This is a genomic window from Campylobacter sp. MG1, assembly GCF_026616895.1.
Taxonomy (GTDB): domain Bacteria; phylum Campylobacterota; class Campylobacteria; order Campylobacterales; family Campylobacteraceae; genus Campylobacter_E.
This window is the reverse complement of sequence record NZ_JANYME010000017.1, coordinates 1-18107: the sequence shown is the minus strand read 5'-3', so window position 1 is coordinate 18107 and position 18107 is coordinate 1. Positions and strand designations below refer to the sequence as shown.

18 protein-coding genes and 1 tRNA gene are annotated in these 18107 nt (G+C 27.9%); 7 read left to right on the top strand and 12 right to left on the bottom strand.

What is annotated here, in order from left to right; all coding sequences use genetic code 11:
• Positions 1-430 precede the first annotated feature (430 nt).
• The 4 genes from NY022_RS09705 to rpmB form a co-directional block, all read right to left on the bottom strand.
• The gene (locus NY022_RS09705; RefSeq protein ID WP_324287475.1) at positions 431-1519 is read right to left on the bottom strand and encodes a methyl-accepting chemotaxis protein; all 1089 of its coding nucleotides are present in this window, start codon (positions 1517-1519) and stop codon (positions 431-433) included.
• 27 nt (positions 1520-1546) lie between these two features.
• On the bottom strand, positions 1547-1768 hold the full coding sequence (locus NY022_RS09130; protein WP_267525491.1) for a YdcH family protein: 222 nt from the start codon (positions 1766-1768) through the stop codon (positions 1547-1549).
• A gap of 63 nt (positions 1769-1831) precedes the next feature.
• Positions 1832-2965: a potassium channel family protein gene (locus tag NY022_RS09125; RefSeq protein WP_267525489.1), complete on the bottom strand. Its 1134-nt coding sequence runs from the start codon at positions 2963-2965 to the stop codon at positions 1832-1834.
• A gap of 18 nt (positions 2966-2983) precedes the next feature.
• Entirely contained in the window at positions 2984-3178 is a 195-nt protein-coding gene (rpmB, locus tag NY022_RS09120) for a 50S ribosomal protein L28 (protein WP_214117022.1), read from the bottom strand.
• Positions 3179-3296: 118 nt separating this feature from the next.
• On the opposite strand from rpmB, the gene rpe reads away from it, so the two are divergent.
• Positions 3297-3944: a ribulose-phosphate 3-epimerase gene (gene rpe, locus NY022_RS09115; protein ID WP_267525487.1), complete on the top strand. Its 648-nt coding sequence runs from the start codon at positions 3297-3299 to the stop codon at positions 3942-3944.
• Complete coding sequence (locus NY022_RS09110; RefSeq protein ID WP_267525485.1) at positions 3944-4717, top strand: 3'-5' exonuclease; 774 nt, start codon at positions 3944-3946, stop codon at positions 4715-4717. The genes rpe and NY022_RS09110 overlap by 1 nt, the downstream gene beginning before the upstream one ends.
• Here the strand turns inward: NY022_RS09110 and NY022_RS09105 are convergent, their stop codons facing one another.
• Complete coding sequence (locus NY022_RS09105; RefSeq protein WP_267525484.1) at positions 4718-5539, bottom strand: hypothetical protein; 822 nt, start codon at positions 5537-5539, stop codon at positions 4718-4720.
• Between the two features lie 137 nt (positions 5540-5676).
• On the opposite strand from NY022_RS09105, the gene NY022_RS09100 reads away from it, so the two are divergent.
• Entirely contained in the window at positions 5677-6243 is a 567-nt protein-coding gene (locus tag NY022_RS09100) for a cytochrome C (protein WP_214116380.1), read from the top strand.
• A 10-nt stretch (positions 6244-6253) separates the two neighbouring features.
• Positions 6254-8842 (top strand): molybdopterin-dependent oxidoreductase, encoded by a 2589-nt coding sequence (locus NY022_RS09095; protein ID WP_267525481.1) that lies wholly within the window; start codon positions 6254-6256, stop codon positions 8840-8842.
• Between the two features lie 31 nt (positions 8843-8873).
• Here the strand turns inward: NY022_RS09095 and NY022_RS09735 are convergent, their stop codons facing one another.
• From NY022_RS09735 to NY022_RS09065, 7 genes are all read right to left on the bottom strand, one after another.
• A complete protein-coding gene (locus NY022_RS09735) occupies positions 8874-9113 on the bottom strand; it encodes a hypothetical protein (RefSeq protein WP_420707991.1) in 240 nt (79 codons plus the stop codon).
• Positions 9002-9355, bottom strand: a complete 354-nt coding sequence (locus NY022_RS09090; protein ID WP_267525479.1) for a hypothetical protein — start codon at positions 9353-9355, stop codon at positions 9002-9004. Before NY022_RS09090 ends, NY022_RS09735 begins: the two co-directional genes overlap by 112 nt.
• Before the next feature lie 383 nt (positions 9356-9738).
• Positions 9739-10386 (bottom strand): DNA alkylation repair protein, encoded by a 648-nt coding sequence (locus NY022_RS09085; protein WP_267525477.1) that lies wholly within the window; start codon positions 10384-10386, stop codon positions 9739-9741.
• An 84-nt stretch (positions 10387-10470) separates the two neighbouring features.
• On the bottom strand, positions 10471-11784 hold the full coding sequence (locus NY022_RS09080) for a cation:dicarboxylate symporter family transporter (protein ID WP_267525475.1): 1314 nt from the start codon (positions 11782-11784) through the stop codon (positions 10471-10473).
• A 153-nt stretch (positions 11785-11937) separates the two neighbouring features.
• The gene (locus NY022_RS09075; RefSeq protein WP_267525473.1) at positions 11938-12597 is read right to left on the bottom strand and encodes an anaerobic ribonucleoside-triphosphate reductase activating protein; all 660 of its coding nucleotides are present in this window, start codon (positions 12595-12597) and stop codon (positions 11938-11940) included.
• On the bottom strand, positions 12594-12725 hold the full coding sequence (nrdD, locus tag NY022_RS09070; RefSeq protein WP_214117495.1) for an anaerobic ribonucleoside-triphosphate reductase: 132 nt from the start codon (positions 12723-12725) through the stop codon (positions 12594-12596). Before nrdD ends, NY022_RS09075 begins: the two co-directional genes overlap by 4 nt.
• Positions 12722-14791: a ribonucleoside triphosphate reductase gene (locus tag NY022_RS09065; protein WP_420707990.1), complete on the bottom strand. Its 2070-nt coding sequence runs from the start codon at positions 14789-14791 to the stop codon at positions 12722-12724. Before NY022_RS09065 ends, nrdD begins: the two co-directional genes overlap by 4 nt.
• Before the next feature lie 323 nt (positions 14792-15114).
• On the opposite strand from NY022_RS09065, the gene nhaA reads away from it, so the two are divergent.
• From nhaA to NY022_RS09050, 3 genes are all read left to right on the top strand, one after another.
• Positions 15115-16245: a Na+/H+ antiporter NhaA gene (nhaA, locus tag NY022_RS09060; RefSeq protein WP_267525471.1), complete on the top strand. Its 1131-nt coding sequence runs from the start codon at positions 15115-15117 to the stop codon at positions 16243-16245.
• Between the two features lie 113 nt (positions 16246-16358).
• Positions 16359-16445 (top strand) — tRNA-Leu (locus NY022_RS09055).
• A 114-nt stretch (positions 16446-16559) separates the two neighbouring features.
• Positions 16560-17864 carry a CDC27 family protein gene (locus tag NY022_RS09050; RefSeq protein WP_267525469.1) on the top strand — a complete coding sequence of 435 codons (1305 nt, stop codon included), beginning with the start codon at positions 16560-16562 and terminating at the stop codon, positions 17862-17864.
• Positions 17865-18107: the final 243 nt, after the last annotated feature.

Sequence of the window (18107 nt, the reverse complement as noted above, 5' to 3'; positions counted from 1 at the left end):
GTGAATGATTTAAAACTTATATATAAGAAAGTTTTAAATGGCTCTTGATCACTTGTTTAGATATCAAAGATTGACGTTGAAATAATTGATATATTTAAAATTAACAATAAAACTATTTAAAATAACAAGTTTGATAACTGAAGTTATGCAAACGAAAGCCTGAATTATATACAGCAAAACTTAAAGTATTCTTAAATATGAAAATATTTTTAAAAAAATTGAAAAAAATGAAAATTAGTGGGGAAAGTGAGAAAAACTAAAAAAGTAAAAAAATAAATTTAAAAACATTAAAAACTAAAATTAGCGAAAATTTAAGATTCGTAAAATGTATTTTAAAATAAGTAATATATCGGATAATTTAATTTAAAATAATTAAGATAATTTTTAAAATAGACAATAAATAATAAAATAAAAGCTTTAAATAAAGCTTTTATTTAAGATAATCTGTTAATAAATTTCTAAAAATCATAAATAATTCTAACGAAGCTTTTTCAGACTCATCATAAAGTCTTATTATAGATTCACTATTTTTTGAAAGAGATGAATTTTTAATAAGATTAATAGCTGCATTAATATTTTCATGAACTTTTTTATGTGGAGCATCAATACTAGAATATGCAGGGATATGTCCAAACATTTCTCTACCTTCTCCTTGATACCATTTGCCAAGACGACAACTAAAATGATCGCTTAATTTTTCTGGTTGATTACTTAAAGCATTTGAGTAACCATTGATTTTAAATAAAATATGATCAAGCTTTACTAAAGATGTAAACATCTCATATTTTATTGCCTTTGCATTATTCTTAATATCATTAGAAGTTTTTGTTAAATTATCAAATTGCTCTGAAAAAGTTCCGATATATAAATTAGAACTTTGAGATATTGTTTCAACCTGTTCGCTTTGCGTAAACATTTCATTAGCATTTTGTTTTAATAAATTGATATTCATTTCTACTTCAGCTGTTGCTTTTTGGGTTTTTTCTGCTAGTTTTCTAACTTCATCAGCAACCACAGCAAAACCACGACCATGCTCACCAGCACGAGCTGCTTCAATAGCTGCGTTTAAAGCTAATAAATTGGTTTGGTCTGATACATCTTTGATTAAATTAATTACATTTGTAATTTCATCAACGCTTCTATGGAGATTTTGTGCAGTATCACGAGATTTACTTGATGATTCAGTAATGCTTTCAAGTGAATTTATGATATCATACGATACTTTTTTTAATTCAATAATCATATTCGCACAATTTTTAGAAAGAATCTCAATACTATCAGACCTACTAAGATTTAACTCCATATCCTTTTGTACAAAGCTAACACTATCTTTCATACCTCTAACCATTATATCAAACAAAGAAAACTTGATATCGTCATCGCTTGATTTTTCATAACTATTTACAAGTTGGGTTTTTAAATTTTCTACTTCTTCTTCTAATTTATTTTTATCCAATAAAGCTTGAGATAATTTTTTTTCTAACTCAGCAATATACGAATTATTCTTCCCAAAAAACATACTCCAGCCTCCAAAATAACAATAAATTTAATTTTTATCTTTTACAGAATTTAAATATGTATTTAATTCATCTTTTAATCTTAATTTTTCTTTTTTCATCTTAGCAATTTCCAAATCATCTAAATGAACTCTACCTTCTTCAGCATCTTTTATTTTATGGTCTAGCTCATTATGTGCTTCAAATAAATTGTCAAAACGTGCATCCTTACCTTTTAATTTTGTAATTAATTCTCTATGTTCATGTAACATTTAATCTCCTTTAAAATAAAATCAAATAAATATTACATTATTTTTATTAAAAAATTATAATTTTTACACTTTTATATTCAAAATATCAGGAATTTGTTTATTTTTAATAATCTTTTTTACTTCTTTTATATCTTCAGGAGTTCCTATTAATAACAATTTAGCTCCAGTTCCAATCATTGCATCACCTTTAGGCATAGGTAAAAAATGATTATTCACATCTTTTATTCCTATTACGCTAACATTTGCTATTTGTCTAAAAGAAACATCTTTTAATCTTCTGAATCTAACCCAGCTTTCATCAGGAACCTTAACTTCTTCAATATCAATACTTTGGTCTCTTGTGTATAAATATTGTTCTAATAAATTTTCCATATCTGGTCTTACACTTACTACACTGAGCCTTTGTGCGGCTAATTTTGTAGCCAATACAACAGTATTTGCACCTAATTTTTTAAATCTTTCTGAATCCAATTCTGAATTTGCAATGGTTATAATTGAATAAGGACTAATTCTTTTAATATCTTTTTCGTAAAGTCTTGCACTAACTATAATAGCTATATTATCAGCTGAATTTTGACTAAGAGAAATAATCCCTTTAGCACTTGATAAATGTGTTTTTAAAAAAGCTAAGTCACTATGTGGCGGGCATTTAACATAAAATGGGTATTTATTTGCTTCAGCAATTTTTTCAAAATCTGGCAAATCACTCACAACCACAAATGGTGTATAAGTTTGCTTAAATTGTTTTGCTAGTTCTTGTGTAAATTCATTATGATAACATATAACATAGTGATTTTTTAATCTTGCTATTTTATATAACATATTTTTCTCCTTAATAAGTCTAGTGAGTTCGCCTTTTTTTAATACTTCTATTATTAAACCTATTGAAAACGTAAAAACAACAAAACCTAATAAAACATAAAAAATAGTGAAAAATCTACCAGCAACACTAATATCTGATACTTCTGTATAACCTAATGTAGTAAAGGTCATTCCAGCCTGATAAATTCCATCAATAAGTGAAAAATCGCTTGTAATCATATACCCAATCGCCCCAAATAGCATCATAACAACTACGGCTATTAAAGGAAAACGAAAGGGTCTTAACTGTTCATAAAGTTCTGTATCTAAATCAACTTCTGGTTTTGCTGATTCAGCCCAACCGAGCAATTTGCCTAGCTTTTTAAAAAAGCTCATAAAAATTCTTTATAAAAATTAGTTAGCTCTTCTTTTTTTTAGTGTGCGTAATGTTGAAGCTGCAACTCTAATTTTTTTAGTTGTGCCATCGCCTAAATCAATGCGAATAGTGCGTAAATTAGGTAAAAATCTTCTTTTTGTTTTATTGTTAGCGTGGCTAACATTATTTCCTACCATAGGACCTTTACCTGTTAATTGACAAAATTTTGACATCGTAAATCCTTTTTTTGTGTTCTTGTAAAAATAAAAGTATTAATCATAGCATCTTAAGCTTAATTTTTTTTTTAAGTTTTAATGATATTCTATAAAAAATAATTTTAAGGATTAAAAAATGTATGTTGCTCCTAGTTTATTGTCTGCTGATTTTTTAAATTTAGCTGAAGATATTAAAAAAGTTGAGGCTGCTGGTGCTGATTTATTGCATATTGATGTAATGGACGGACATTATGTTCCAAATCTAAGCATTGGAACTTGCACTACAAAAGCTATTGCTAAAGTTGCTACTATTCCTTTAGATGTGCATTTGATGGTAAGAGAAGTTGATAAATTTGTTGATTTATTTTTAGATATAAAACCTAAATTCTTAAGCTTTCATATAGATGCTACTACTCATCCTTTAAGATTGATTGATTATATTAAAAAACACGGCGTAAATCCTTCAATAGTATTAAATCCGCACCAGAATTTAAATGAGATTGAATATATTTTAAGTGAAGTTTCTATGGTGCTTTTAATGAGTGTAAATCCTGGTTTTGGTGGTCAAAGCTTTATACCAAGCACTCTTAGAAAAATCAATGCCTTAAGAGAAATGATTGATAAGAATAATTATAAATGCTTCATTGAAGTTGATGGCGGAGTAAATGGCTTAAATATTGCAGATATTGAAAGAGCAGGGGCTGATATAGTTGTGGCTGGAAATTATGTGTTTAGTAGTAATGATTATAAAGTCGCAATTAATTCTTTAAAAATGGAATTTTGATGGATTATAACGAGCTTTATAAAAAACAAATTGCTAATTGTGATAAGATTTTAGAAAGGCTACTTACAAGTAGTATTAATTATAAAGATTTAAAAAACCAATACGAAAATGCCTTAAATTTTGAGATAACTTATGAAACTCTTTTAATGTTAGGGCTTGATATTACGCTAAAACAAAATCAAGAAGTATTTTTAAACTCAAGAAATAAATTAATTCAAGATGAGATTTTTTGTGTTGTTGATATTGAAAGCACAGGCTCAATTAGTAACGGGCAAATCATAGAAATTGGTGCTGTTAAGATAAAAAATGACGAGATTTTAGATGAATTTGAAAGCTTTATTTATGCAAACGAAGTGCCTGAAAATATAGTTGAGCTTACAGGAATTACAACGCAAATGCTAAAAAATGCTCCTAGAAGTGCTAGGGTTTTAGCTGATTTTAGATTGTTTTTAGGTAATGCTATTTTTGTAGCTCATAATGTATCTTTTGATTATGGTTTTATCGCAAAAGAAAGTCTTGAATACTTAAACGCTCCATTGATTAATAGAAAGCTTTGCACGATTATGTTAGCAAGGCGTTGTATTGAATGTGATAAATATGGTCTTGATAGTTTAAAAAATGAATTAGGTATAATTAGCACTCATCATAGGGCTTTAAGTGATGCGAAAGCTTGTGCTGATATTTTGAATTATTGTATTAATTCTTTAAAAGGTTCGCAAATTAAAACAAGTAATGATTTGATTTTATATTCACGCTCTAAGATGAAAAAATAATTATGTATAAAATAAAATTCCTTCTTTTAGACCATAAGCACTGATGATAAATTCATCACAATCAAACATTACATCTAAAAAATAAGCGCCACAAAGTACGGCAAAATCACGATTTTTGCCTACTAGCCATTCTCTTTTTTCTAAATTATTATTCTCTAAAAAATTTATTAAATTCATAAGCTCATATTTATATAAAATAGCATTGTGATATGACAAATCATCTAAATCAAAATATCCTATATTATCTATCAAACTTTTAGCAAATATCCCTGTTTTTGATGCTAACACTATTGGTTTTTTAAATTCTTGAATTTGTTTTAAATATGGCTTAAACACATCTTCAGTGTAAGCTCTTATATCTTTATTTTGTAATTTATAAAATTTATAAAAAGATAAAAGACCAATATCTAATAATAATTTTTTATTATTAGAACTAATTTCAGTAGAATATCCACCCACATCAACTAAAGTAAAATCCCCATTAATTCCAACTCCTAGTCTAGTAAATTTAGCCTCATCATCTTGACTTAGAATTCTTAATCTAAATCCAAATTTATTCTCCAAAATTTTTATAATTTCATTAGCATTTTTACTTTTTCTAAATATAGCAGTTGCAACTACCTTGGCATTTTTTAAATCAAATTTTAAAGCAAGTTTAGAAAAGGTTTTTAACAAAATTTCAATACCTTTTTCAATAATATTTTCATTTTCATAATACAAACCTAAATTTAAAACTTCTTCTAAATTCTTTAATTTTCCATCATCAATATACGCTACTTTTAAAGTATTTGAACCTAAATCTATACTAAAATTCTTTATCAAATTCTAATCCTAAATAATATTATTTTTAATTATTATACTTATTAAGTAAAATAATTATTATACCGATATTTTATTTTATTCTAATTATTTATAATTTAATCATAAAATATAAAACTAAAATTTTTTTAAGGAGATTTATGAAAAAGATTTTTTTAAGCTGTGCTTTAGCGGCTTCAGTATTTGCTGCAGAGCAATTTAGCGGTAAAATTATTAATCTTTACACTTCAGTAGATGCGAAAAAAGCAGAAGGAAAACTACTTCCAACTAATGCTTTTGAGATAGTAAAAGACGGCGATTTAGCTGAACTTAAAATTAAAGGATATTACAATCCTAATCAAGGTAATATTTTATATTTTAATGACAAAAATAGAATTTTAGTAGCAGCATTTGGTAAAAATGCTAAAGTAGATTTTAAAGTTGAAAAAGAATTAAAAAATGGTTTTAAATTAGCTAGTATTAAAGTATTTGCTAAAAAAGATGAGCTAGTGGATTTAGAAAAATCAGCAAAACCACTTTTTGAAAAAGGTAAAGCTATGTTTGAAGAAAATTGTGGAATTTGCCATCCACTTCATCCTGTTAGTGAATTTAATGCAAATCAATGGCCAGCTACATTTAAGGCAATGGAAACAAGAACAGGAATTGATAAAGCTGATAGACAATTAGTGGTGCAATATCTACAAAAACACGCAAAAGATATGAAATAAAGGAGACATTATGCTAAATAGAAGAAGTTTTTTAAAAGGTTCAGCTGCAGTTGGTGCTATGAGTTTTGCACCTATAAATGTATTAGGAGCTGAAAGTAAAGCAGTTGCTAGTGGCTTAGTAAAAAATGGCGAAGTTGTAACGGGCGCACATTGGGGTATTTTAAAGCTTACTATAAAAGATGGTAAGGTAGTAAAAAGTGAGCCATTTGATGCAAATCAAACTAAGAATTTAAAAAATGATTTACAGCACTACACACCTGATTTAGTATATGCTAATCGTGTTAAATATCCTTATGTTAGAAAAAGTTTCTTAGAAAATCCACTAGATAATAAACCTGAACTTCGTGGTAAAGATGAGTGGGTTAGGGTAAGCTGGGATAAAGCTTTAAAATTAGTTGCAGAAAGTTTAAAAAGAACTTATGATGAAAAAGGAGCTAATGGGATTTTTGCAGGTAGCTATGGCTGGAAATCAAGCGGAAATGTGCATAATTCAAGAATATTACTTCATAGATTTATGAACTTAACGGGCGGATTTGTAGGCTCATTAGGAGATTATTCTACTGGTGCATCACAAGTTATTATGCCTCATGTTGTTGGTTCTATTGAAGTTTATGAGCAACAAACTAACTTGGATTTAGTATTAGAAAATACAAAAGTTATAGTTATTTGGGGTGCAAATCCTATTGATACTTTAAAAATTGCTTGGACTGTAACTGATGGCGAAGGTCGTGCATATATGGAAAAAATTAAAGAAAGCAAAATAAAAGTAATTTGCATAGACCCAAGAGCTAGTTCAACTGTTAAATTCTTTGAAGGTAAAGGCGAGTGGTTAGCTCCACGCCCAAATACTGATGTGGCAATGATGATGGGTATGGCTACATATTTAATTGATAATAAGCTTTATGATGCTGAATTTATGGAGAATTACACAATAGGATTTGATAAATTTAGTGATTATTTAATGGGTAAAACTGATGGCGTTAAAAAAGATAGCAAATGGGCTGAAAATATTTGCGGAATTAAAGCAAGTGTAATTGAGAATTTAGCTAAGGAATTAAGAGAAAATCTAAGCTTAGTAATGAGTGGTTGGGGTATGCAAAGAGCTCATCACGGAGAGCAACCTCATTGGATGCTTGTAACTTTATGTGCAATGCTAGGTCATATTGGTAAAGATGGTGGCGGATTTGGTTTAAGCTATCATTATTCAAATGGTGGCGTTGCTACAACTAATGCTCCAATAGTAGGCGGAATTAACGCTAGTATGAATGGTCTTTGGGATAAAGGCGTGTTTAAAGGCGTTAAACAAGGAACATTTGATAAAAATGGTAAATTTATACCTGGAAATAGTGGTGCAGGTGAAAATCTACCTGAGTGGTTATCAAAAACAAGTGATAATGAAATTCCTGTAGCAAGAATTGCTGATATGCTATTAAACCCAGGTAAAACAATAGACCACAATGGTAAAAAAATTACTTATAGTGATATAGATTTTGTTTATTGGGTAGGTGGTAACCCATTCGTTCATCATCAAGATTTAAAAACTCTAAAAAAAGCTTGGCAAAAGCTAAAAACCGTTGTAGTAAATGAGATTTACTGGACTCCAACTGCTAGAATGGCTGATATATTATTACCTACAACTAGCCAATATGAAAGAAATGATATTTCTATGAGTGGGGATTATTCTAATATGCATATAGTTCCTATGAAAGCTGCTGTTATGCCAGTTGAAGAGAGTAAAGATGATATGCAAATCTTTGTTGAACTTGCTAAAGTTTATGGAACTCTTTGTGCGATTAGCAAGGGTGCAAGTGAAAAAGATGCAGCAATGTTAGCTACAAAATTAGTAAATGCTTATACAGAAAATCAAACTCCAGAGCAAATGATAGAAAAATACTATAACGCTGCTAAGAAAAGCACAAGCGTAGAAATGCCTGATTTTAAAGAGTTTTGGGAAAACAATAAAGCATTGAAATTTGAAGCTTCTCAAGATGCTTATGAGTTCGTTAGATTTAAAGACTTCGTAGAAGACCCTATCTTAAATCCATTAGGAACTCCGAGTGGTTTGATTGAGATTTATAGTGAAACTATTGAAAAAATGAACTATAAAGATTGTAAAGCCCATCCTATGTGGTTTGAACCAATTGAATGGCTTGGTATGAAAGAAAAGAGCGCAGAATTTCATATGATTAGCCCGCATCCAACGAGCCGCTTACATTCACAACTATGCCACACAAGTTTAAGAGAAACTTATGCTGTAAATGGACACGAGCCTATTTTAATCAATAGCGAAGATGCTAAGGCTAAAGGTATTAAAAATGGAGATTTAGTTGAGGTTTTCAATGCTCGTGGTAAAGTTATTGCAGGAGCAGTTGTAAGCAATGATGTATTAAAAGGTGTTGTAGTGCTACAAGAAGGTGGCTGGTATGACCCTGATGATAATAATGATTGCAAATACGGATGTGCGAATGTGCTAACAATAGATATTCCAACAAGCGAACTTGCAAACGGAAATATCTCTCATACAGCTTTAGTAAATATCAAAAAATTTGAAGGCGAAAAACCTGAAATCGTAGTATTCACTGAACCTGTAAAAGCATAATATTAGGGGCATTTGCCCCTAGAATTTAATTTTAATTATTCATTATTTTTTCAAAATCAAAAAACCATTCTACTTCTTCAATATTATTAAATTTATCGGATAAATTTGATAATTTAACTATTTTAAAACCACATTTATTAACATAAAAATGGATATTTCTTATTTCAAAATAAGGTGTGGTTGTAGTCCAAACTTTAGTTTTAGGAAAAGTTTTTTCCACCATTTGCCAAGTTTTAAAACCATAGCCTTTATTATGAAATTCTTCAAGTATATAAAATAAATCAAGATTATTTGTTGGGTATTTTTATCTATTAAAAGACATACTCCACCTATTTTTACACCATTGTCATATACATAAAAATTTTTAGCATTTTTATTCTCTAAAGATTTGAAAATCTCATCAATGGTGATTATATTTTCATCAGTTTTATCTCTAAGACTTATTTGAAAAGTATTTTGCATATCTTTTGCGAAATTAAAAAACTCATCACTAGAAATTTCTATTAATTTCATAATCTTCCCTTGATTTAGATTGAAATTATTTAATTAGCTTGTTGAAAAGTTTTTATAGTGATTAATCACTTGGTATGTAATTGTTATCTTGATGGTTGTATTTAATCTAACAATCAAAGAGTAAAAAATTCACTCAAGATTTGGCACTATTTTTAGTGGTGTTGCTAAGCAAGTGGGTTGATTAGTATTTTTTATAAAGAAGTCTGTGCGATAAATATGAGATAAATTTTTTATATTACTACGCTTTAAATTCCTTAAAATTAATAATTATAAGTGAAGTTGTAATTTAAATTTGAATATTAAAAACTTATATTATTGACTGAACCTATGAAAGCATAGTTAAGGGGATTTTCCTTTTTTTTGAAATTTATATTTTCAATTCTTTAAAATAATTGTTTTAATTTTTCTTTATTTTCTTTACTAATCTTAAAGCTATCACGGCATTTTTGTAAGGTCATTTTAAGAGTTGTTACATCTAATTTATTAGCGCTTAAAAAGTTATATGTAAGATTAAAATCCTTAACCATCATTACTTGAAAATACCAAGCTCTAGCCATATTTATATAATATTCATCGTTTTTTATATCAAAAACTATTTTTAGCCCTTCGCAGGGTGCAATAAATTTCATAAAGCACAAAATCCCAAAACGTATTTTATAAATATGATTTGAGCTAATTAACTCATTTGCTAAAGGTTTTAGGTCTTTATTTTTAAAGCTTTTAGGAACTAAAGTATCGCAATTCGCCCAATTATCTACGAAATTAAGATATTTTTTCGTATAATCTAAGGCTTTTTGGTAATCTTTTTCATAATTTATCCCATAGGCTATGATTTGCAAGTATTCATAAAATTTTTCATTTTTTAAAAAATTTTGAAAAAACTCATCAAATTTATTTTCTTTTTGAAGATTTTTTGCATAATTTTTAAGAATCTCTGACCTAACTCCTAAAATTTCATATTGTGTAAAAATTAACCTTTCATTAAATGCCTTATAATTTTTATCTATAAAAACTTTTAGGTATTCTTTCATTTATTTTCCTAACATTATGAATTTTATAAATTTAATGATTTTAACACTATATAGTAAAAAGGGCTTTTTAAAAGCCCGTTTTTATCAATCTTGTATTTTAAAATCATTAGGGTGGTCTAGTGCGTAGCGGAATTTTTCCATATCTATTTGTTTATTCCATATAGCAACTATTAAGCAAGCAACAGAGTTACCGCATAAGTTTCCACACGCTCTCATCTCACTCATAAACTTATCAACTCCTAATAAAACGGTGATTGTTGCAACAGGGATTAAATTATCTCCTAATGAGCTAAGAGTTCCTGCTAAAACGATAAAGCCGCTTCCTGTTACTCCAACAGCACCTTTACTAGTAACCATTAATATAAGTAAAATTGTAATTTCTTGCCATAAGCTAATATCTATATTAAATGCTTGTGCTAAAAATATTACAGCCATAGCTAGATAAATATTTGTGCAATCTAAGTTAAAGCTATATCCAGTAGGTAAAACTAAACCAACACAGCTTTTATCAATTCCTGCTTTTTCTAATTTTTTCATAAGTGGTAATAATGCACTTTCACTTGAGCTTGTAGCAAATACTATTAAAAGCTCTTTTGCAATAAATCTCATAAATTTAAATATATTTACTTTAGCTACATAACAAATTATCCCTAAAACTCCAAAAATAAACACACAACAAGCAGCAAACATAACAAAAACTAAATATCCCATATTTATAAGTGAGCTTATACCAAATTTTGATATTAAATAAGCCATAGCACCAAAGGTTGCAAATGGGCTAAAATACATAATTAAGGTAAGAATTTTAAAAACGAAATTTTGAAATACTTCTAAGGCTTTTTTGATATATTCTCTATCATTATCTTTCATTGTAGCTACAATAAAAGCTGTAAATAATGCTATAAATAAAACTTGCAATGTTTTTCCATCTGTAAATGGACTTACCAAATCTTGCGGGATAGCTCCTTTTAAAACTCCCCAAAAACTATTATCAGCACCTTGAGAAGCTTTTGCATATTTATCAACACTAGAAGCATCAAGGGCTGATGCATCAAGGTTCATTCCAGCACCTGGTTGTAAAACTCTAGCCATAAAAATACCAACAATAAGTGCAAGTGTGCTTACTACTTCAAAATATAAAACGGCTTTAATACCTATACCACCAAGTTTTTTTATGTCTCCTAAACCTATAATTCCTAGAATAATCATAACAAAAATAATTGGACCTATTAAAAGCTTTAGTGCCTTAATAAAAATATCTATGAAAACCTTAGACCATAAAGCTAAATTTTCAATACCGAAAGTAGAAATTTTAATAGGAGGCATGGCTCCAACAACAATTCCTAGGATTAACCCTACAATAACCCAAAAAATTAGACTTTTAAAATACCTTTTCATCAAACTTCCTTGTATTAAGTTATGACTAGATATTATCCTAAAAGATGATAATTATGTTATTTTTACACAAAAATTATATGCTAATGTTACAAAAATACACAAAAAATTATTTATATTTAAAAAATATAAATAATTTATACAGTAAAAGTAAATTTAAAAATTCCTTAACACAAAATCATCATCAAGTCTATCAAAATCAATCGTTTTAATGCTTTGCTTTAGATTAGCAATATTTGGCACTTCTAGGAATTTTTGCAAATAATATTTATTTTTATAACCTTTTTTTCTTAAATACTCATTCATCTTAAGCACTTCATCAACACTAAGCAAATCAAAATGCCAAGTAGTTCTTATTTCAAATTCTGCTTTAAAATCTAGCAAAATATCTAAAGTCTTATCAAACTCATCAAAATAATCAAGCCCCGTAAGAGCTTTTAATTTCTCTTTAGGGGCTTTAAAGTCAATAGCAAAATAATTTGCTAAATCATTTTCTAAAATATTTTTAATTACATTAGGATTTGAGCCATTGCTATCAATTTTAATTAAATAACCTAAGCTTTTTGCTAATTTTATATAATCTAATAAATTAGAAGAATTAGTGCATTCTCCACCACTAAAAACAACCCCATCAACCAAACCTACCCTACTTTCTAAAAAGCTTTTTAATTGATTTTTACTCACATTAGAAAAACCATTGATAATATGCTCGTTATAGCAATATTTACACCTTAAATTACAACCTGCAATCCACACTATGCAAGAGATATAATTAGGATAATCAATCACGCTAAAAGGGGTAATATCATAAATCATTTGATAACAAACATTTTCCTTTCTTTATGTTCGCCTTTTTTACCTAGATTAAAGCTTTCTACGGGTCTGTGATAACCCATTACTCTAGTATAAACCATACATTTTGTTCTTTTTTCATTATTTTTCATTCTTTCTCCTTTAATAATTCATCACATTTAGGGCAATATTCATGCTCTCCTGCAATATATCCATGTATTGGACATACGCTAAAAACAGGCGTTATCGTAAAATATGGCAAACGATAATTATTCGCTATTTTTTTAACCAATCTTTTACAAATTTCTTTGTTTTCTAATCTTTCTTTCATATAAAGATGAAGAACGGTTCCACCCGTATAAGCACACTGCAAATCATCTTGCATATTGAGTGCAAAAAATGGATCATCAGTGTAATTTACAGGTAGTTGAGTGCTATTTGTATAATAAATCTCATCACCATTTCCTGCTTGGATAATATCTTTAAATCTTTTTTTATCTTCTTTAGCAAAACGATAAGTCGTCCCTTCTGCTGGAGTGGCTTCAAGATTATATAAATTACCTGTTTCTTTTTGAAATTGCTTAATTTTTTCTCTAATATAATTTACTAATTTAATGCAAAAATCTTTTCCTATTTCTGAACTTATATCATAAGCATCATTGCTAAAATTCCTAAGCATTTCATTAGCCCCATTTATCCCTATAGTTGAAAAATGATTATTAAAACTTGGCAAATACCTTTTAGTATAAGGATAAAGCCCTCTATCATACATTTTTTGAATGAAAGCCCTTTTTAATTCAAGACTATCACGGGCTAAAACTAATAACTCATCTAAGCGTTTATAAAGACCCTTTTCATCTGCTTTATATAAATATCCCAAACGAGCTAGATTAATAGTAACTACACCAATACTTCCTGTCATTTCAGCACTTCCAAAAAGCCCACCGCCACGCTTTAACAATTCTCTTAAATCAAGCTGAAGCCTACAACACATAGAGCGAACCGCATTTGGTTTATAAGCATTTTCATCTTCTACTTTATTACCGAACTCATCTAATTTATATTGTGAGCCTAAGAAATTTTGAAAATATGATGAGCCCATTTTTGCTGTATTTTCAAAAATCGCATCGGCTACTTCATTGTCCCAGTCAAATTCTTCAGTAAGATTTATAGTAGGTATTGGAAAGGTAAAAGGCTGATGATTTTTATCGCCTTCGCTTAAAACTTCATAAAATATCCTAACAATTCTTTGCATTTCTTCTTCAAAATCACCATAAGTTAGCTCTTCTAGTGAGTTTTTGCCACGCACTTTTGCCTTTTGCTCTAATTCATCATCTTTTATGCCCTTAAAAAAATGAATATTATTAGTGGTTGGAAATTGATTTTTTAAATCTTGCGGACAAACTATGTCTAAAGTAATATTAGTAAATGGACTTTGTCCCCAACGAGCAGGGACATTTAGGTTATATACAAAACTTATTAAAGCCTTTTTAATCTCTAAATCACTCAATTTATCTTTAAAAACATAAGGAGCAAGATAAGTATCAAAGCTTGAAAACGCTTGAGCTCCAGCCCATTCGCTTTGTAAAATACCCAAAAAATTAGCCATTTGCCATAAAGCTTCTTTAAAATGCCTAGGGGCTTTGCTTTCAACCCTACTTCTTACCCCATTAAATCCTTCATTTAATAATACTCTTAAACTCCAACCCGCACAATATCCACTAAGACAATCTAAATCGTGTATATGAAAATCAGCATTCCTATGTGCTAAGCCCATTTCATCACTATAGACATTATCTAGCCAATAATTTGCAATAACTTTTCCTGCAGTATTATTTATAAGTCCTGCGTGAGAATAGCCTGTGTTTGAATTAGCATTAATTCTCCAATCGCTTTTGTTTATATATTCGCTTATTGTATTTGAGCAGTTAATATAAGTGCCATATTCTAGGTCTTTTTCACGACGAAGTTTTCTAGTGTGTCTATAAAGCATAAAGCTTTTCAATACTTCAAATTCTTTTTCATTAAATAGTGTTTTTTCAATTTTATCTTGTATTTCTTCAACGCTTACTAAGTCTTTGTTTTCACACTCTTTAATAACTAAAGATATTAAAGAATTTGAAGCTTCTTTATTGCAACTTGCATAAGCTTTTTTGATAGCATTTTCTATCTTATAAGGTTTAAAAACTTCTTTTAATCCATTTCTTTTAAGTATCATTTTGATTGTCCTTTTTATAATGAATATTTTCATTTTATTTTTAAAAGTTAAAGAAAAGTTGCTACTAAGTTAAGCCAAAATCAAACTGAAACTTTAAAGTAAGAAGTTGAATTTATATTTTTTATAAAATATTGTTTTCAAGGGCTTTTTCAATACATTAATCTTTTTAAAAAAATTAATAAAAAAATTATTAAATTTAATGACTTTTATTAATTGTTTTTAGTTAATATCAAAACAGAATGAGTTTAAGAATTTCTTTATAAATACTTTAAATTAAATATTTTTATAAAATGTTTCATTTAAATTATTTTAGAGGAAATTTAATGATATCAAAAATAAGAAATAGCGAACTTTTACCATCACTATTATTAATTTTTACTACAATTTTAGCTATATTTTTACAAAATTCTAATTATAGAGATTTTTACAACGCCTGTCTTAACGCTAGAGCTTCAGTTAGTTTTATGGATTATAAACTTGATAAACCATTATTTTTATGGGTAAATGACGGATTAATAGCTATATTTTTCTTTTGGATAGGACTTGAGGTTAAAAAAGAAATTTTATGTGGAGAACTAAACACTAACAGTAAAAGAATTTTACCATTAGCAGGAGCACTTGGTGGTGCTATAGTCCCAGCATTAATTTATATGGTATTTAATTTTTTTGATTCTTATAGACTACAAGGTTTTGCTATTCCAACTGGAACAGATACTGCTTTTGCAATAGCAATATTATTAATGTTAAAAAAATATGTTTCTAATAGCGTTAGAATATTTTTATTAAGCCTTGCTATATTTGATGATGTAATCGCAATCATCGTAATTGCAATATTTTATACCAGTAATCTTTTATATATTTCTTTAGTACTAAGTTCTATAGGAGTTGGACTATTATTAATTTTAAATATTTTACATTGTACTCGTAGAATGTTTTATTTATTAGTAGGGATATTTTTATGGGTATGTGTGCTAGAAAGTGGAGTTCATACAACTTTAGCTGGAATGCTTTGTGCATTTTTTATACCTCTTAACAAAAAAGATGGGCGTGAATTTTTAGAAAGAATAATGCATAATTTAACACCTTATATAAATTATGCTATCTTACCAATATTTACCTTATTTAACGCTGGAGTTTTAATTGACTTTAGTCTTCAAAATTTAAATACGGTATTTTTTGGAATATTTTTTGGATTATTTATAGGAAAACAATTAGGAGTATTTGGTTTTTGTTTATTAGCTAATAAATTTGGAGCTGTTTTACCAGCAAATAAAACTATTTTATATGGTGCTAGTATTTTAACTGGTATAGGTTTTACTATGAGCTTTTTTATTAATACTTTAGTATTTGAAGGTAATGAGATAATTTTTAATAGTGCAAAACTAGCGGTATTAAGTGCTAGCTGTTGTTCAGCAATATTTGGATTTTTATGGCTAAGATTTAAAAAAGTATAAAATTTAAATCTTGAAAAATAATTTAAAAAAATATTAAAATTAGAAATATTATCAAAATATTTCTAAATTTAATCTATTTATAAGAAAATTTTATTATCATATCACACTTTAATGCCCAAGTGGTGAAACTGGTAGACGCGCTAGACTCAAAATCTAGTAGGAGCAATCCTGTGTCGGTTCGAGTCCGACCTTGGGCACCATTAACAAAATTGTTCAAAACCATAATTAGTTGAATTGTAAATTCCACATATTACTATAGGGGGGGGGTAAACCGAACCTTATTTTAACATTAGATTTAAATTAAGGATTTTTATATGAAAAAGACAATACTAATTCTAACTTTACTAACACATACATACGCAAGTGATTTAATAAACAAATATACAAATGGAGATTATAAGTCAGCATACGAATTAGCTGTATCTCAATGCAATGTTAATTGTAATGACAAAAATTTAAATTTAATTTTAGGAAATAGTGCCTTTAAATTAGGTAAATATGATGAAGCTTTAAGTGCATATGATAGGGTATTAATTATAGATAAAGATAATATAGAAGCTAGACTTCAAAGTGCTATGATTTATCAAAAAAACGGTAATTTAACACTTTTAAAAGCGGAATTGCAAAATTTAGAAAATAACCCAAAACTAACGAAAGAAGAAAAAGCTGCTGTAAAAAATACTCTAAACCAGCTTATAAAAGATGAAAATAACGAAAAAGAAAAAAATAAAATCTATGGAAGTGTAGGAATAGGATTAGGATATGAAAGTAATCCAAAAAAGGTAAATTTAAATGATACAACTCTTCATATAGGTCATGAATTATTACCATATTTTAATATACCAGGAGAAAAAAGAGAGCCTGCTACAAGCGTTCTAGCAAACATTAATGCTGGTTATAAAAATCAAGTAAATGATATTTATGACTTTGATATTGGTGCAAATTTTTATAATAGATATTATATAAAATCAAGAGAAGAAGACTTTCAAGACCTAAATATATTTTCTTTATCATTTAGCAATGGTTTTGCAATATCAAAAAATTTCAAAACAAACATATTATTATCATACGATTATATTTGGTTAAAACATAAAAGATATTTAAATACACTAACATTTGATATATCAGGAGATATAAATTTTAATGATAATTTCTCTCACACTATAGGTTATTCTATAGGTAGTAATGATTATATAGATAGTGAAGATAAAATTAGAGGTTCTTACCATCATACATTGTATTCTATGAGTAAAATAATTATGCAAAGAAGTTTAGTTTATTTAAAACTAGCTTATGATTTAGAAAAAAACAAGAAAAATAAAGAAGTAAAATCAGAAGATTATAAAGAATACTCTATAAGCATAGGAATGGCATATTTATATAATAGTCAAATCATATTAAGAGCAAATGCTATGTATGGTAAAAGTTACTATAAAGAAAAAGTATTTGCAGATAAAAGAAGAGATACTGAATTTAAAATTAATTTAGGTGCTGAATATGATATGGATCATCACAATATATTCTCACTTAATTTAGGATATTCTAAAGTAAATTCTACAATAGGAATAAATTCTTACAACAACTATTTCACAAATTTTATGTATAAATATAAATTTTAATTCCTTATAAAGTTTTTCTTTATAAGGATAAACTTAAAAGCATATTAAAATTTATAAATTAAACTTATTATTAAGTATAAGTGCTAAAATCAAATTATCTTAGCTAAGGAGCTTGTATGAAAAAACTAATATTATTATTAAGCATAATAACACTAAGCTATGCTAGTGTAGGAAAGATATCAGCTATTAGAGGTGATGCGTTAGTAGTATCAAGTAATGGAAATTCTACTAAGGCTATATTAA

Excerpts from the sequence above, each read along its gene's own strand:
- NY022_RS09110 (WP_267525485.1), top strand. The coding sequence starts at position 3,944 with ATGGATTATAACGAGCTTTATAAAAAACAAATTGCTAATTGTGATAAG.
- NY022_RS09075 (WP_267525473.1), bottom strand. The coding sequence starts at position 12,597 with ATGATTTATGATATTACCCCTTTTAGCGTGATTGATTATCCTAATTAT.
- rpmB (WP_214117022.1), bottom strand. The coding sequence starts at position 3,178 with ATGTCAAAATTTTGTCAATTAACAGGTAAAGGTCCTATGGTAGGAAAT.
- NY022_RS09090 (WP_267525479.1), bottom strand. The coding sequence starts at position 9,355 with ATGAAATTAATAGAAATTTCTAGTGATGAGTTTTTTAATTTCGCAAAA.
- NY022_RS09095 (WP_267525481.1), top strand. The coding sequence starts at position 6,254 with ATGCTAAATAGAAGAAGTTTTTTAAAAGGTTCAGCTGCAGTTGGTGCT.
- NY022_RS09050 (WP_267525469.1), top strand. The coding sequence starts at position 16,560 with ATGAAAAAGACAATACTAATTCTAACTTTACTAACACATACATACGCA.
- NY022_RS09085 (WP_267525477.1), bottom strand. The coding sequence starts at position 10,386 with ATGAAAGAATACCTAAAAGTTTTTATAGATAAAAATTATAAGGCATTT.
- rpe (WP_267525487.1), top strand. The coding sequence starts at position 3,297 with ATGTATGTTGCTCCTAGTTTATTGTCTGCTGATTTTTTAAATTTAGCT.
- NY022_RS09130 (WP_267525491.1), bottom strand. The coding sequence starts at position 1,768 with ATGTTACATGAACATAGAGAATTAATTACAAAATTAAAAGGTAAGGAT.
- NY022_RS09100 (WP_214116380.1), top strand. The coding sequence starts at position 5,677 with ATGAAAAAGATTTTTTTAAGCTGTGCTTTAGCGGCTTCAGTATTTGCT.
- nrdD (WP_214117495.1), bottom strand. The coding sequence starts at position 12,725 with ATGAAAAATAATGAAAAAAGAACAAAATGTATGGTTTATACTAGAGTA.
- NY022_RS09705 (WP_324287475.1), bottom strand. The coding sequence starts at position 1,519 with ATGTTTTTTGGGAAGAATAATTCGTATATTGCTGAGTTAGAAAAAAAA.
- nhaA (WP_267525471.1), top strand. The coding sequence starts at position 15,115 with ATGATATCAAAAATAAGAAATAGCGAACTTTTACCATCACTATTATTA.
- NY022_RS09080 (WP_267525475.1), bottom strand. The coding sequence starts at position 11,784 with ATGAAAAGGTATTTTAAAAGTCTAATTTTTTGGGTTATTGTAGGGTTA.
- NY022_RS09065 (WP_420707990.1), bottom strand. The coding sequence starts at position 14,791 with ATGATACTTAAAAGAAATGGATTAAAAGAAGTTTTTAAACCTTATAAG.
- NY022_RS09125 (WP_267525489.1), bottom strand. The coding sequence starts at position 2,965 with ATGAGCTTTTTTAAAAAGCTAGGCAAATTGCTCGGTTGGGCTGAATCA.